Source organism: Halobacillus salinus (assembly GCF_004684905.1).
In the GTDB taxonomy this organism is placed as follows: Bacteria; Bacillota; Bacilli; order Bacillales; family Halobacillaceae; genus Halobacillus; species Halobacillus salinus.
This window is the reverse complement of record NZ_SRJC01000007.1, coordinates 36,751-49,463: the sequence shown is the minus strand read 5'-3', so window position 1 is coordinate 49,463 and position 12,713 is coordinate 36,751. Positions and strand designations below refer to the sequence as shown.

The 12,713-nt window shown below is 44.2% G+C and carries 12 protein-coding genes and 1 riboswitch; of the genes, 8 read left to right on the top strand and 4 right to left on the bottom strand.

All coding sequences use genetic code 11. From position 1 onward, the window contains the following. Nucleotide 1 precedes the first annotated feature (1 nt). The 3 genes from E4663_RS17265 to E4663_RS17255 all read left to right on the top strand — a co-directional run bounded on the left by E4663_RS17265 (nucleotide 2) and on the right by E4663_RS17255 (nucleotide 3,026). On the top strand, nucleotides 2-898 hold the full coding sequence (locus E4663_RS17265) for a two-component system regulatory protein YycI (RefSeq protein ID WP_079477536.1): 897 nt from the start codon (nucleotides 2-4) through the stop codon (nucleotides 896-898). A gap of 27 nt (nucleotides 899-925) precedes the next feature. Further along, nucleotides 926-1,720, top strand: a complete 795-nt coding sequence (locus E4663_RS17260; protein ID WP_079477537.1) for an MBL fold metallo-hydrolase — start codon at nucleotides 926-928, stop codon at nucleotides 1,718-1,720. A 79-nt stretch (nucleotides 1,721-1,799) separates the two neighbouring features. Then, a complete protein-coding gene (locus E4663_RS17255) occupies nucleotides 1,800-3,026 on the top strand; it encodes a S1C family serine protease (protein ID WP_135328618.1) in 1,227 nt (408 codons plus the stop codon). A 432-nt stretch (nucleotides 3,027-3,458) separates the two neighbouring features. On the opposite strand, the gene E4663_RS17250 is transcribed toward E4663_RS17255, so the two are convergent. From E4663_RS17250 to E4663_RS17240, 3 genes are all read right to left on the bottom strand, one after another. Then, nucleotides 3,459-4,001 (bottom strand): PilZ domain-containing protein, encoded by a 543-nt coding sequence (locus E4663_RS17250; RefSeq protein WP_079477538.1) that lies wholly within the window; start codon nucleotides 3,999-4,001, stop codon nucleotides 3,459-3,461. A gap of 5 nt (nucleotides 4,002-4,006) precedes the next feature. Continuing rightward, complete coding sequence (locus E4663_RS17245; RefSeq protein WP_158290533.1) at nucleotides 4,007-4,717, bottom strand: EAL domain-containing protein; 711 nt, start codon at nucleotides 4,715-4,717, stop codon at nucleotides 4,007-4,009. 79 nt (nucleotides 4,718-4,796) lie between these two features. Beyond that, a riboswitch (cyclic di-GMP riboswitch) is annotated at nucleotides 4,797-4,884 on the bottom strand. 4 nt (nucleotides 4,885-4,888) lie between these two features. After that, a complete protein-coding gene (locus tag E4663_RS17240; RefSeq protein WP_135328566.1) occupies nucleotides 4,889-5,263 on the bottom strand; it encodes a response regulator transcription factor in 375 nt (124 codons plus the stop codon). 247 nt (nucleotides 5,264-5,510) lie between these two features. On the opposite strand from E4663_RS17240, the gene ltaE reads away from it, so the two are divergent. Further along, the gene (gene ltaE / locus E4663_RS17235) at nucleotides 5,511-6,545 is read left to right on the top strand and encodes a low-specificity L-threonine aldolase (RefSeq protein ID WP_135328565.1); all 1,035 of its coding nucleotides are present in this window, start codon (nucleotides 5,511-5,513) and stop codon (nucleotides 6,543-6,545) included. Nucleotides 6,546-6,648: 103 nt separating this feature from the next. After that, nucleotides 6,649-6,819 (top strand): hypothetical protein, encoded by a 171-nt coding sequence (locus tag E4663_RS19860; RefSeq protein WP_158290532.1) that lies wholly within the window; start codon nucleotides 6,649-6,651, stop codon nucleotides 6,817-6,819. Nucleotides 6,820-6,863: 44 nt separating this feature from the next. On the opposite strand, the gene E4663_RS17230 is transcribed toward E4663_RS19860, so the two are convergent. Beyond that, nucleotides 6,864-8,195, bottom strand: coding sequence for an FAD-dependent oxidoreductase (locus tag E4663_RS17230; protein ID WP_135328564.1), 1,332 nt, complete (start codon nucleotides 8,193-8,195; stop codon nucleotides 6,864-6,866). A gap of 245 nt (nucleotides 8,196-8,440) precedes the next feature. Here E4663_RS17230 and E4663_RS17225 point away from each other — a divergent pair, with 245 nt between their 5' ends. The 3 genes from E4663_RS17225 (at nucleotide 8,441) to E4663_RS17215 (ending at nucleotide 12,614) form a co-directional block, all read left to right on the top strand. Continuing rightward, complete coding sequence (locus E4663_RS17225) at nucleotides 8,441-8,908, top strand: NUDIX hydrolase (RefSeq protein WP_135328563.1); 468 nt, start codon at nucleotides 8,441-8,443, stop codon at nucleotides 8,906-8,908. Nucleotide 8,909: 1 nt separating this feature from the next. Further along, the gene (locus E4663_RS17220; RefSeq protein ID WP_135328562.1) at nucleotides 8,910-9,431 is read left to right on the top strand and encodes a GNAT family N-acetyltransferase; all 522 of its coding nucleotides are present in this window, start codon (nucleotides 8,910-8,912) and stop codon (nucleotides 9,429-9,431) included. A gap of 225 nt (nucleotides 9,432-9,656) precedes the next feature. Continuing rightward, nucleotides 9,657-12,614, top strand: coding sequence for a carbohydrate binding domain-containing protein (locus tag E4663_RS17215; protein WP_241657236.1), 2,958 nt, complete (start codon nucleotides 9,657-9,659; stop codon nucleotides 12,612-12,614). Nucleotides 12,615-12,713 lie beyond the last annotated feature (99 nt).

Below are 12,713 nucleotides of genomic sequence, written 5' to 3'. Positions count from 1 at the left end.
TATGCAATGGGGACAAATTAAAACGTTATTTATACTGAGCTTTCTAATCCTCGACCTCTTTTTGCTCCAAGTATTTTTAGAAAAACAAAGTGATTCAGGGGTAAGGCAGCTTACGATAGAGAGTGAACAGATTATCGATCGCTTAGAGAATCGTGGTATTGAACTTTCTGATGATATCCTGAATGAAGAGGCACCGACCGTTTCCCGTATTTCCTCGGAGGATGTAGCGTTTTCTGATCGTGTGCGAAGCCAGATTAAACAATTAGAAGAGGACGGCAGCCAACAGATTGACTTACTTGAAACAGAAGGCGTCTTGATGGCGAGCCTAGAGGAACCAGCAGAGTTAACGGATGGTTCAAGTGATGCCATCATAAGCGAGGTTGCACAGGTCGTACCTTTTGCTGACCAGTACTCTTATTGGGGCTATAATGAAGAGGAAGGCGTCGCTCTCTTTTTCCAGAAGGTCAATAACCGGACGGTCTACTTTAACCAGGGTGGACTATTGATGGTGAGGATTGAGGAGGGAGCCATCACTGACTATGTGGCGACTCTGTTGTCTTTACCAGAGGAAGAAGAGGCAGCGAGTGAATCTAGTCGGTTGACCTCTAAAGTGACCATCATCAACCAGCTTTCGGAAAATGGATACATTCAATCTGGCGATGAGATCACTTCAATGCAAGTAGGCTATTACAATGCCTTGAATCCGAGCGAAAACATTGGACCACAGCTCTTTGAGCCGACGTGGAAAATTGTTGTGAATGACGAAGAGTCCTACTTCGCTTTCGCAATCAGCGGAGAGATCATTGAGGTATCTGAAGATGATTTTATCGAAGATATGAAGCAGGCTTTTGACTTTCGAGACTATACGTTTGAAGAAGAAAACACCCAAGATGAATAACCTTTTCCTAACAGGAGTGTCTGAAGAATGACTTTACGTTTTAGTGTACTAGCTTCCGGCAGTACAGGGAATGCTTTTTATATAGAGTCTGGTGAGGAAAAAATCCTCGTCGATGCAGGACTTAGTGGTAAAAAGATCGAACAGTTGATGCAGCAAGTGAATTTGGATCCAAGCGAGCTTTCCCGAATCCTCGTGACCCATGAGCACAGTGACCACATTAAAGGCTTAGGGATCATGGCACGTCGATACAATCTCCCTATTTATGCGAACGAAAAAACGTGGAATGCGTTGGACGGTCAAATCGGTAAGATTTCGACAGATCAGAAGTTCCTTTTCAACATGGAAGAGACGAAAAGCTTCGGATCCATCGATGTCGAATCGTTCGCTGTCTCGCATGATGCGGCAGATCCGATGTTTTACACGTTCCATCAGGACGGGAAGAAAGTAGCTCTCGTCACGGATCTCGGCTATGTGTCCGAGCGGATCAAAAAGACGGTGGAAGGCGCGGATGCGTATATTTTCGAATCCAACCATGATGTCAGCATGCTACGCATGGGGAGATATCCTTGGAGTGTAAAACGTCGTATTCTAGGCGACTCAGGTCACGTTTCGAATGAGGACTGTGCCCTGGCATTAACCGATATTCTAACCGATCAGACGAAGCGGATCTATTTAGCCCACTTAAGTCTTGATAACAATATGAAAGACTTAGCACGGATGTCTGTCAAAAACACCTTAGAAGAACGCGGTTTTCAGATAGGTTCACGACTGGAACTGCATGACACAGACCCGAGCGAAGCCACTCCAATCTATGAAGTGTAAGCACGTTTTATTTTCATAAGGAAAAGGAAATAATAACGTAGATAATTCATTGATGGAGAAGAAAGGAAAGGTGAAAAGCGTGGGTTACTACGATGATCATTCACCAGCCACCCAGCGTCAGAAACAAAAAGGGCGGTGGATCATGCCGACAGTCGTTGGTGTCATCCTCGGTGCCGTATTGATATTGTTGGCGCTCCCAGCACTGGTGCAAACGGAACTACTACCATATGACATTACCATCCCAGAAGATGAGAGCGGCCTCGTGGAAGATGACCAAAGCTTGACGAACACGGCAAAGACCGTACAAGTCGATGTGAACACTCAAATTACAGATATCGTGAAAGAAGTATCGACTTCTGTTGTTGGGGTGGTCAATTTACAAACACAGAGGGACTTCTGGAACGAAAACGGATCAACAGATCCCCAACAAGCAGGAGTCGGCTCAGGGGTTATCTATAAGAAAGAAGATGGCAATGCTTACGTTGTAACAAACCAGCACGTGATACAGGGAGCCAACGAGATCGAAGTTGTCCTTTCTGATGAAACAAGAGTGACCGCCTCCCTTGTTGGAGGAGATTTGTTTACGGATTTGGCTGTTCTGAAGATGCCGGCGGATAAGGTTGGAGAACCGATCAAACTTGGGTCCTCTGATAACTTGCAAGTCGGAGAACCAGCCATTGCAATCGGTAACCCACTTGGACTACGGTTCTCAGGATCTGTTACGAAAGGGATCATTAGTGGAAGAGAGCGAGCGATTCCTCAGGACTTCAACGGCGATGGTATGGAAGATTGGCAGGCAGAGGTCATCCAGACAGATGCAGCAATCAACCCAGGCAACAGCGGTGGTGCCCTCATCAACATAGAAGGACAGTTAATCGGAATTAACTCTATGAAGATTGCCCGTTCAGCTGTCGAAGGGATCGGATTTGCTATCCCGATCGATTCAGCAAAGCCAATCATCAGCGAACTCGAACAAACGGGGCAAGTGACTCGTCCATACATTGGAATAGAAGCGTACGGATTGAATGAAGTACCGACTTCTGAGTGGAGAAATACATTGAACCTTCCAGAAGACGTAGAGGGTGGGCTCTATATCCGCAGTATCAGTCAGATGTCTCCGGCTGCTAAGGCAGGACTCAGGCCGCTGGATGTCATCACGCAATTAGACGGACAAGCCGTAAACGACATCATCGATTTACGCAAGTACTTGTATGAAGAAAAAGATACTGGTGATGAGCTTGAAATCACTTTTTACCGAGATGGAGAACAGAATACGGTGACCTTAACATTAGGATCACAAGAATAAGAAAAACTCTCTGGGCTGATAACCCGGAGAGTTTTTTATTTAAATAAACTATCCACACCCTGTGAATATACCTCTGGATAAATCCCATATATGGTGGCGAACAGGGATTCTGATACCATATACGTTATTGATTTGTGTATATGTGGATAACTTCTGTGTATAACCTGTTTACAGAGTGGGAAAACCTGTGTATATTAGAAAATTGACAATAGTTGTGCATAAACCTGTGGACAAATGTGAGTAACTATTTTCGTTAGTCTTGTTTTCCACATGTGGACACGTTTTAATCTCTTTTTCAGCGATTAATGAGGGGGGAATAAACAGAGACCTGCTCAGGAAATTAACGACATTCGAAAGTTTAAGCGAGTGATGCGGAGGGAATGCAGAAAAATGGAAATAGAAGCGACAAATAAGCCGCTTCTATTAACCGTGTTACGATATTTTCGTTACTTTGTTTCGTTTCTGTGCGTCCAGTTTACGGATCTCTACATTAAGTCGTTCAAGCTCTCGGTGTCCGACATTCATGAATTTAAGACCATAGACTTTCTGTTTTTTCTTAATGCTTTCTTCTTTACGGACGATTGCCGCATCTAAGTGGAATCCAGTACTGCCTAAGGTGAACACACACTTCACCATAATATTCGATTCAACAGGCAAGCTGTATGGGCAAGTGAATTTTATGCCGGAAACGCTTATGTTCTCGATGTTTCCATTAATCATTTTACCGGTCAAACGGCCATCTTTGTCTCCATCGATCGATTCGATGAATAACTTCGCTTCTTTTTGCAGTTCCAGGCGGAAGTTGCTTCTTTGGTCGTACATCATTTCTTTATTGTATTTTAGAGATAGGCGGTTCTTTTCCTCATTTAATCCGGCGATTTGTGCTTTTAGCTTCCGGACCTTCTTCTGGCTGATGAAAATAACGGCTAGAAATACAAGATTCAGGACCACTTCGTAGAAAATTAAGTAATACATCCTCTTCACCTCGCATGTGATAGTAATGGTTCTGGATACCCAATGGCATAGCCTTGGGCAAATGGAACGCGTAAAGATTTGGCGAGCTGCAGTTCGTCGTCGTGTTCGATTCCTTCGAGAATCATCTTAATATCGAACTTGCGGCAGAATTGAAGAGCGAGTTCGATGAATGCCTGTTTCTCACGGTTACGGTGCGCATTCTGCGTTAAATGACGGTCGATTTTGATGTAGTGAGGTTTCAGTTGTATAATACTCTCGATTCCTGAGAACCCTTTTCCAACATCATCGAGTGCAATCTTGACTCCCATTTCCTTCAGCTCTTCTACGGTGGAGCTCCATTTGGATAGGGATTCAACTTTTTCGGATTCGTTAATCTCGAGAACTAAGTAGGATAGGTCATGAGTCTGACTTCTCATAAACGGCAGGAAATCGGAATGAAGGACAGTAGACGGGAAAATGTTCACAAACAGCTGTTTACTGCGAAACATTGTGCTACGGTTATGAAAGAAAGTGCGGATCGCTTTTCCAATAGACATAAGGTCCAATTCATGAAGTCTGGAGTGTGTCTTAGCAAGCTGAAAGGCTTCTGGAGGCGTCTCGGTTATGTTTGAACGAAACAAAGCTTCATACCCTATCGGTTCCCAATGGGATAAGTGATAGATGGGTTGAAAATAATGAGTGAACGTTTCATCGACGAATAAATCGGTGATTGGCACTAAGTTTTTCCTCCTTTCCTTAAAAAAGCGTATAAAAAATGACCCCATAAGAATGAGGTCATATGCGCTCGCATCATCCTTAGGTAGCCCGGCGATCTTAGTAGCACTGCTACCGTAGACCCGTGGCTTTGCGTCCCAATTTTTCAATTGGTTTGCCTTTTTCTATTTGGTTTAGGTTTGTGGCACGTAATAGGTTAGAATCAATTCTACTTTGTTTTTTACGTTTAACTTGCTGTAAATGTTCTTCAAATGCGATTTTACCGTTTGTTCCGATATATGAGTAGAGGACGCGATTTCATCATTTGACTTACCAGACATCAACAAATTGAAAATTTCCCGCTCTCTGTGTGACAACAACTCTTTTTTCCTCGTTTTTTCCTGGTCATGCTTCTGTGAGTGGATTCTTAGAAGGCGTAACGTTTCTTCCAATCTTACGGATCGTTCGTACGATGCGCCAAAATCCTGTTCTCCTAGCGTTGTTTCAATTGCGTAAATGAGATCCTGGAGTTCTTCTTCTGAGAATGTAAATGACTGTACAAAATCCATTACTTATCACCCACATAAAACTATTGGATTTAAGACAATAATACTAGTACTGGTTAAAAATTACTATTGCCCCATAGAGGTATTCTTTCCCACTAAAGTGTCAAAGAAAACAATTTCTTGTCGTTTCGTGTTTATAATTATTCATTTTAATATATTAATATAACTTTATTTGTTAAGGATATCATGTTTTAGCGATAATTGCTTCCCTGTCTATTTTTCGTACAATAGAGTTAAGGAGGAGATACATATGATCGATCTTAGAAGTGATACCGTAACAAAACCGACAGAAGCGATGCGTCAGGCAGCATTTGAAGCAGAAGTCGGCGATGATGTGTATGAGGAAGATCCGACGGTCACGAGGCTTGAAGCTACCGCAGCCGAGATGCTTGGGAAAGAGGCGGCATTGTTTGTCACAAGCGGCACACAAGGTAACCAAATTGCTGTGCTCACGCATTGTCAGCCTGGAAATGAAATCGTTATGGAGGAGAATGCCCATTTATTCGTATATGAAGGGGCAGCGATATCTGCCTTTGCTGGGGTTCAACCACGTACGATTCGAGGGAAGCGTGGCGCAATGGCTCCGGATGATGTCAGGGGAGCCATTCGTTCCGAGGACATCCATTTCCCAGAAACCGGACTGATCTGTTTGGAGAACACGCATAATAAAGCGGGCGGTGTAGTGGTTCCGCTTGAGAATATGCAGGAAATATATGAAGTCGCTCGTGAACATGGTATCCCCGTCCACTTAGACGGAGCGCGTTTGTTTAATGCGTCCGTTGCTAGCGGTGTGTCTTTGAAACGGTATGCTGCTCAGACCGATACCGTTCAAGTCTGTTTATCCAAAGGTCTCGGTGCGCCTGTGGGATCAATTATCGCAGGTTCTTCTGAATTTATTCAACGGGCTCGCAAATGGAGGAAACGTCTAGGAGGCGGACTTCGTCAAGTCGGCATGATCGCAGCCCCAGGACTCATCGCCCTTACCGAAATGATCGATCGTCTGAAGGAAGATCATGATCATGCCAAACGATTGGCTGATGGCTTAGCGAACGGGCGAGGATTGGTTTTAGAGGAGCAGGTCGATACGAATATGGTACTGGTAAATGTAAAAGAAGCTGGTCATGATGCTGATTCTTTCCTAGCAGCGTTAGAAGAGGAAGGGATAAAAGCAGTAAAGTACGGTCCATACACCATCCGGTTTGTTACCAATTATGGTGTTGCTAGTAAAGATATTGATACAGTAACCGAACGTATCCACAATCGTTTCGGTACCGTTTCGTCATAAACACCTGCATCGTTTCATAAATTATTATATATCGTGATTTTGTGTTTAACATTGTCCATTCTGAGGTATTTACATCTTAATACAAGAGATGGAGGTAATTCCAATGCCTGAGCTAAAGACGAGTCAAGCCAGTCGGTCGCCGTTGGAAAGGAACCCCGCCTTCGATGAGATGATTAGAAGAGATTGCTTTGTAGATGGAATCCCTTTGGATGAACTTCAAAAACACTTACGTCAGACGAAAAGTCACAAGGACTATCATAAAAAGAGACGTTAACCTTAAATAGAAAAAGCTGCCTGAGTCGCTCAGGCAGCTTCTTTTTATTGTGTTGCGGCGAGTCCCGCTTGGTTGATCAAGTTCCATGGCTGGTTGAAATGCGGTTGGAAGAAGAAATCGACAAACCCGAGTTCATCCACCGTCATGCCAGTTTGAATACAAACACTCAGCGTATTGATTGACTGGGTGAGGTCGGCTTTGGATATCACCTGTGCCCCAAGAATACGATGGGTAGCCGGATCATACGTTACTTTCATCTTCGCTTTCTCTGCTGTCGGCATAAAGTCAGGACGGTGGCTATCTTCGATTGTGACACTTTTCACATGAATATCCATCATAGAAGCTGATGTTTCTGTTAACCCGGTAGAAGCCATGTTTAAATCATAAATATGCAAACCGGACGTTCCTTGCGTGCCTACGTGTTTCATAGTCGGTCCCATCACGTTTCGTGCGACTAGCGTTCCCATCCTTACAGCATTTGTAGCAAGTGGGATGTAAGCATGACTTCCAGTCGGGTTGTATTTCACCGCACAGCAATCTCCTGCAGCGTAAATGTTCGCATCACTTGTCTGCATATATTCATCCACTTTAATTGCACCATTCTCAAGCATGTCTACTTTGCCTTTCACTAATCCTGTGTTCGGACGGAAGCCGACACACATAATGACAAGATCTGCTTCATAACTGCCTTGATTGGTGAGGACACGCTGAACGTTGCCACTTTCTCCCTCAAAGCGTTGCACCGTTTCATTCATCGCAAGTGTGATACCACGATTACGAAAGTCTTCTTCTACTTGATCTGTAAATTCAGGATCCAGATATTTATTTAAAATACGGTCCGCCCCGTCAATGAGGGTTACGTCTTTTCCCGCTTTTTCAAAAGCTTCTACGAGCTCGACACCGATATATCCTCCTCCGACAACGGTCACTTTTGTAGCATCCTTGGAGCGGTCGATAATGGTATTTGCTTGATTGTAGTTCTTCGCAAGTAAGACATTCCCAAGATCAATCCCTTCAATATTCGGAGTGACCGGCCATGATCCAGTCGTCATAATGAGTTTGTCGTACGAATCCAGTACGTTTTCTCCTGTAACTAGATTGGTCGCTTTAATCGTCTGTTTTTCTGTATCGATCTCTTCCACATCGTGCTGCATCTTCATCGTTACGCCAAGCTCTTGCAATGCTTCTGGAGAAGAATAGAAAAGTCCTTGGGGATCCTCGACGACGCCCCCAACATAAAGCGCTAATCCGCAAGATAGGAAAGATACATTGTCATTTCGTTCATAGACTGTAATTTCAGCTTCCGGGTACAAGTGAGCCATGTTTTTCACTGCTGCGGTTCCTGCGTGCGTACTTCCAATAACAGCGATTTTCATAGATGTGTTACCTCCTAGATGATTTATGTGAAATGATTCACATGATAATTTATAAATACATTTTATCTCTCTAAAAAAAGATTGCCAATCATTTGCTCAACATTTCACAATAGGTGCTATTAAAAAACTTGGTTAGCCCAAGGTGATATTGTGAAATGATTCACATGTAGAGTATATAACGAATCGGTCAAAATGACAACCCGTTTGTTTAGAATTCGATATAATAGAGTGAAAGGGGGATGAGAATGGACATTCGTTTTCAAATCGAGCAGACAAGATTCAATTATCGAGCGGCTGGCATATTAATAGAGGATGATCATATTCTTTTCCACCGTCAGCAAAAGGATAGCTATTGGGCGCTCCCTGGTGGTGGCGTCGAGATCGGCGAGTCAACGAACGAAAGTATTGTAAGAGAGTGGCGAGAAGAATTGGGAGAGGACATCACCGTTGCATCCACACTTTGGGTCACAGAGAACTTCTTTACATACAAGCAACAACCGTTGCATGAGCTCGCATTCTATTACTTGGTTCAACGGAAACAAGGAAAAGTACAAACCGAACCATTCTCAGGGAAAGAGGGAGACCGTTTGATTTATCAGTGGCTGCCCCTTCGTGACTTGCACCATTATGACATAAGACCCACTTTTCTTCATAAACGCCTGAACGAGATTCCTGATTCACCTGAACACCTTATTTTGAAAGGGGAGAGCTGAGATGACGATCGAATTCCTACCATTGACCGAACCGAAACATGAGCACGCGGATGCTTTTACCCGCTGGGAAAATAATGCGGAGCTGATTCCATTAACACGTCCTCATCACACAAAAGAGGATTTAGAAAAGCGTCATTCTGTAACACTGGAAGACTTAAGGGAACGTCTGAAGAACCATTTCTATTACCTGATCAACGTAGACGGTGAGCTTGTAGGGGAAATGAATTACATGGTGGACCCTCCCCACTTACTGAAAAGAGAAGAAGGTACAGCATGGATTGGTATTACAATCGGAGAATCTACTGGGCGCGGACGTGGCGTTGGGGCTAAGGCCGTCCAATTCTTAGAGGAGGAAATCCAAAATCACGGACTGAGTCGTATCGAACTTGGGGTGTTTGAATTCAATACCCGGGCTCACCATCTTTATTCACGACTTGGATATAAGGAAATTGGCAGGTTGAAGGAGTTTACCTATTGGGACGGGAAGAAGTGGTCCGATATTAGAATGGAGAAACGTTTTTAAAGAGGCTTGGGTAAAACCAAGTCCTTTTTTGTATGTGCTTCTTTTGTACCAACTTCTGATTTGTCAGAATTTTTTTCTTGAAAGAGCGTTCTATTGTGGTACGATAAAACACAACTATACAGGAAAGCGCTTTCTGGATGGGCGATCTACATAGAAAAATAACATCCACGATTTTTTTTCGTCTTTTACGAAACCGGTTTCCTAAAATCTTTAGGAGGTAATCCTTTGAGAAAATTTCTGTTACTCTGTATGGTTCTGACCCTGTCGTTGGTTGGAACAACAGCTGTATTTGCTGAGAAGAAAGACGATTCTTTGGGATGGCTGGAAGAAAAATCGTTCTACCCACCTAAATCCAATGCTGCCATGTCTAAACTGGCATTTATCGATATGGTGAATCAATGGATCGGGGTGTCAGAGGGTGAAGGGGATGCACTTGAAATTGCAGAATCGAATGGATATCTGCCGGATTTCAAGGCGAATGAAAAGTCTGTGATGAAGCAAGGGGAAGCATTAGAAGTACTTTCCTATGTTTTTCCGACTGTAGAATGGCCTGATGCAAAGAAGGCGAATAAGCCTCTAAAGCTTAAGGATGCGGTACATTATGCGAACGAATTAGCGGAAAGTGTGTACACCGAAGGAACGTACAGCGACCAAACGGTAGAAGGAAACGCTTTGATCAGTGGACCTGGTGTCACATTGAAGGATGTCACGATCAAAGGTGACCTTCATATTACAAGAGGAATCGGAACAGAAGGCGTCGTGCTTGATTCCGTAACCGTGGAAGGTACCGTTTATATTGATGAGACGGTGCAGAACGCAGTGAAATTGATGGACTCTGATGTTGGGCAAGTTTCTATTTATGCGTTTGGAACGGATTCTTCTGACTGGTCGCTTGTATGGAGCGATGAGTTTTTAACAGAAGAGATCGACCCTGATAAATGGACGTACGACATTGGAAACTGGATTGTTGATGAGAATGGAGACGGCGTATCTCCAGGCTGGGGAAACAATGAGAAGGAGTACTATACGGACTCTGAAGAAAACTCCTTTATCGAAGACGGAAAGCTTGTCATCAAGGCGAAAAAAGAACAAACAACTGATCAGTTCGGAACGTATGATTATACGTCTGCAAAGCTGAAGACGAAAGGTTTGTTCAGTAAAAAGTACGGGAAGTTCGAAGCACGAATGAAGCTTCCGGAAGGTCAAGGCTACTGGCCGGCATTCTGGATGATGCCTGAAGACAGCGTTTATGGTGAATGGCCGACTTCCGGTGAGATCGACATTATGGAAGCAGCGGGGAGTGACACCGATACAATCGGTGGTGCGATACACTTCGGAGAAGAGTTTCCGAACAACACGTACAAAGCGAAGGATTACCACTTCCCTGAAGGCAGCGACTATACAGACTTCCATACGTACTCGATCGAATGGGAGCCTGGTGAAATTCGTTGGTACGTAGACGGCGAACTCTACCAGACATTGAACGACTGGTTCACGAAGGGAACGAATGAAGCAACGAACTACACGTACCCGGCACCGTTTGATCAAGAATTTTATATGATTCTGAATCTAGCAGTAGGCGGCTGGTATGGTGGCGATCCGGATGCGACAACCGAATTCCCTGGTCAAATGGAAGTCGACTATGTGCGTGCCTATGAACTGACAGGACGCGACTACCGCGAGCCGGTCGAGCCGACACGTGAAATCGAACCATTACCAGAAGATGCGAAGCAGCCGACAGAAGACGGTAACCTAATCTATGATCAAAATTACGAAGAAGGTTTTAATGTAGTAGACGAGAACACAGATACGATGGACGATACGTATTGGAACTTCCTCACGCTGCCTGATTTCGCCGGAGTAGGAAGCATTGCGACGGATGAAGTGAACGGCGAAACGTTCGCTAAGACAGAAATCACGAATGCCGGTAATGCACTATGGTCGCTTCAACTCATTCAGCACCTTGCGATCATGCAGGGGCATACGTATGAAGTGACGTTTGATGCCAAAACGGATGCGAGCCGTACGCTGATGACAAAAGTATCTGGCGGATCGGAACGCGGGTATGCTAATTATTCCGGCGAGAAGACGTTCAACCTGACTAGTGACGTGCAGTCCTATTCCTACACGTTTACACACCAGCAAGAGAATGACTTAGCTGCACGCTTAGAATTCAACATGGGAACGAATGCGAACCCAGTTTGGATCGGCAATGTACGTGTAGAAGATATTACGGGACAACAAGAAGAATCAACTCAAAAAGAACCGCTTGGTGATGGGAACCATGTTTACAACGGTACGTTTGACCAAGGGGACGCAACACGCTTAGCTTATTGGGATACAATCGTTCAAAACGGTGCAGAAGCGGAAGCAGTCGTGAACCCAGATGAGCGTGTCATGCATATGGACATCGAGGCAGAAGGCAAAAGCCAAGAAGATATCCAGTTGCAACAAACTGGTCTCCAATTCCTGAAAGGGAACACATATGAACTGACATTCCGAGCTCGAGCGGAGCAAGCAAGAGAAATAGAAGTTGGATTCATCGGCCAAGACAGGAAGAATTACGCGGAACCGAAACCGGTTTCCTTAACAGAGGAATGGAAGACATACACGGTACCATTTGAAATGACGACAGAGAATTCAGACCTTGAGGGACAGCTGAAGTTTTATATGGGGCAGTCGGCATCTGATGTTTATATGGACGACGTTGAATTAATGCAGACGTCTACGTACGTTGATTACGACAACATTGACCTGACGCCACTAACCAACGGTGATTTCGCTAACGGAATGGATGCCTGGTCTGAGTATATCCACTTTGATGCTAATGCTAATGTAGATGTACAAAAAGAAGTGCTGACAATCGATATTACGAACGCTGGTAATGAAGCGTGGAGCGTGTTAGCGGAGCACCCTGGACTGGAGCTAGCCAAAGGGGTGACGTACAAGCTTTCATTTGATGCTAGGTCTTCTATCGCTCGTGATATTGAATTCACGTTGGAGGATGCGCAATATTCTCGTTACCTAGAGAAAATTATCACCCTATCTAATGAGTTCGAAACGTTCACCTACGAGTTTGAAATGCCGAAGAATGAGACCGTGTCCTTGAAGTATCTGATGGGACAATTTGCAGAAGAGCATACAATCGAGCTCGATAACGTTCATTTGGAAGTTCAACAATAATTAATATCTCATGAGGCTGCCTTTTCAGGTAGCCTCTTTTACGTTATAAGTTCTAATTTTGAGGGGAGACTTGTACAATAGAAGAAAATGGACGGGGGT

What these genes read in the sequence shown, in the direction of transcription:
- E4663_RS17265 (WP_079477536.1), top strand. Translation starts at nt 2, where the DNA reads ATGCAATGGGGACAAATTAAAACGTTATTTATACTGAGCTTTCTAATC.
- E4663_RS17260 (WP_079477537.1), top strand. Translation starts at nt 926, where the DNA reads ATGACTTTACGTTTTAGTGTACTAGCTTCCGGCAGTACAGGGAATGCT.
- E4663_RS17250 (WP_079477538.1), bottom strand. Translation starts at nt 4,001, where the DNA reads ATGTATTACTTAATTTTCTACGAAGTGGTCCTGAATCTTGTATTTCTA.
- E4663_RS17240 (WP_135328566.1), bottom strand. Translation starts at nt 5,263, where the DNA reads ATGGATTTTGTACAGTCATTTACATTCTCAGAAGAAGAACTCCAGGAT.
- ltaE (WP_135328565.1), top strand. Translation starts at nt 5,511, where the DNA reads ATGATCGATCTTAGAAGTGATACCGTAACAAAACCGACAGAAGCGATG.
- E4663_RS19860 (WP_158290532.1), top strand. Translation starts at nt 6,649, where the DNA reads ATGCCTGAGCTAAAGACGAGTCAAGCCAGTCGGTCGCCGTTGGAAAGG.
- E4663_RS17230 (WP_135328564.1), bottom strand. Translation starts at nt 8,195, where the DNA reads ATGAAAATCGCTGTTATTGGAAGTACGCACGCAGGAACCGCAGCAGTG.
- E4663_RS17225 (WP_135328563.1), top strand. Translation starts at nt 8,441, where the DNA reads ATGGACATTCGTTTTCAAATCGAGCAGACAAGATTCAATTATCGAGCG.
- E4663_RS17220 (WP_135328562.1), top strand. Translation starts at nt 8,910, where the DNA reads ATGACGATCGAATTCCTACCATTGACCGAACCGAAACATGAGCACGCG.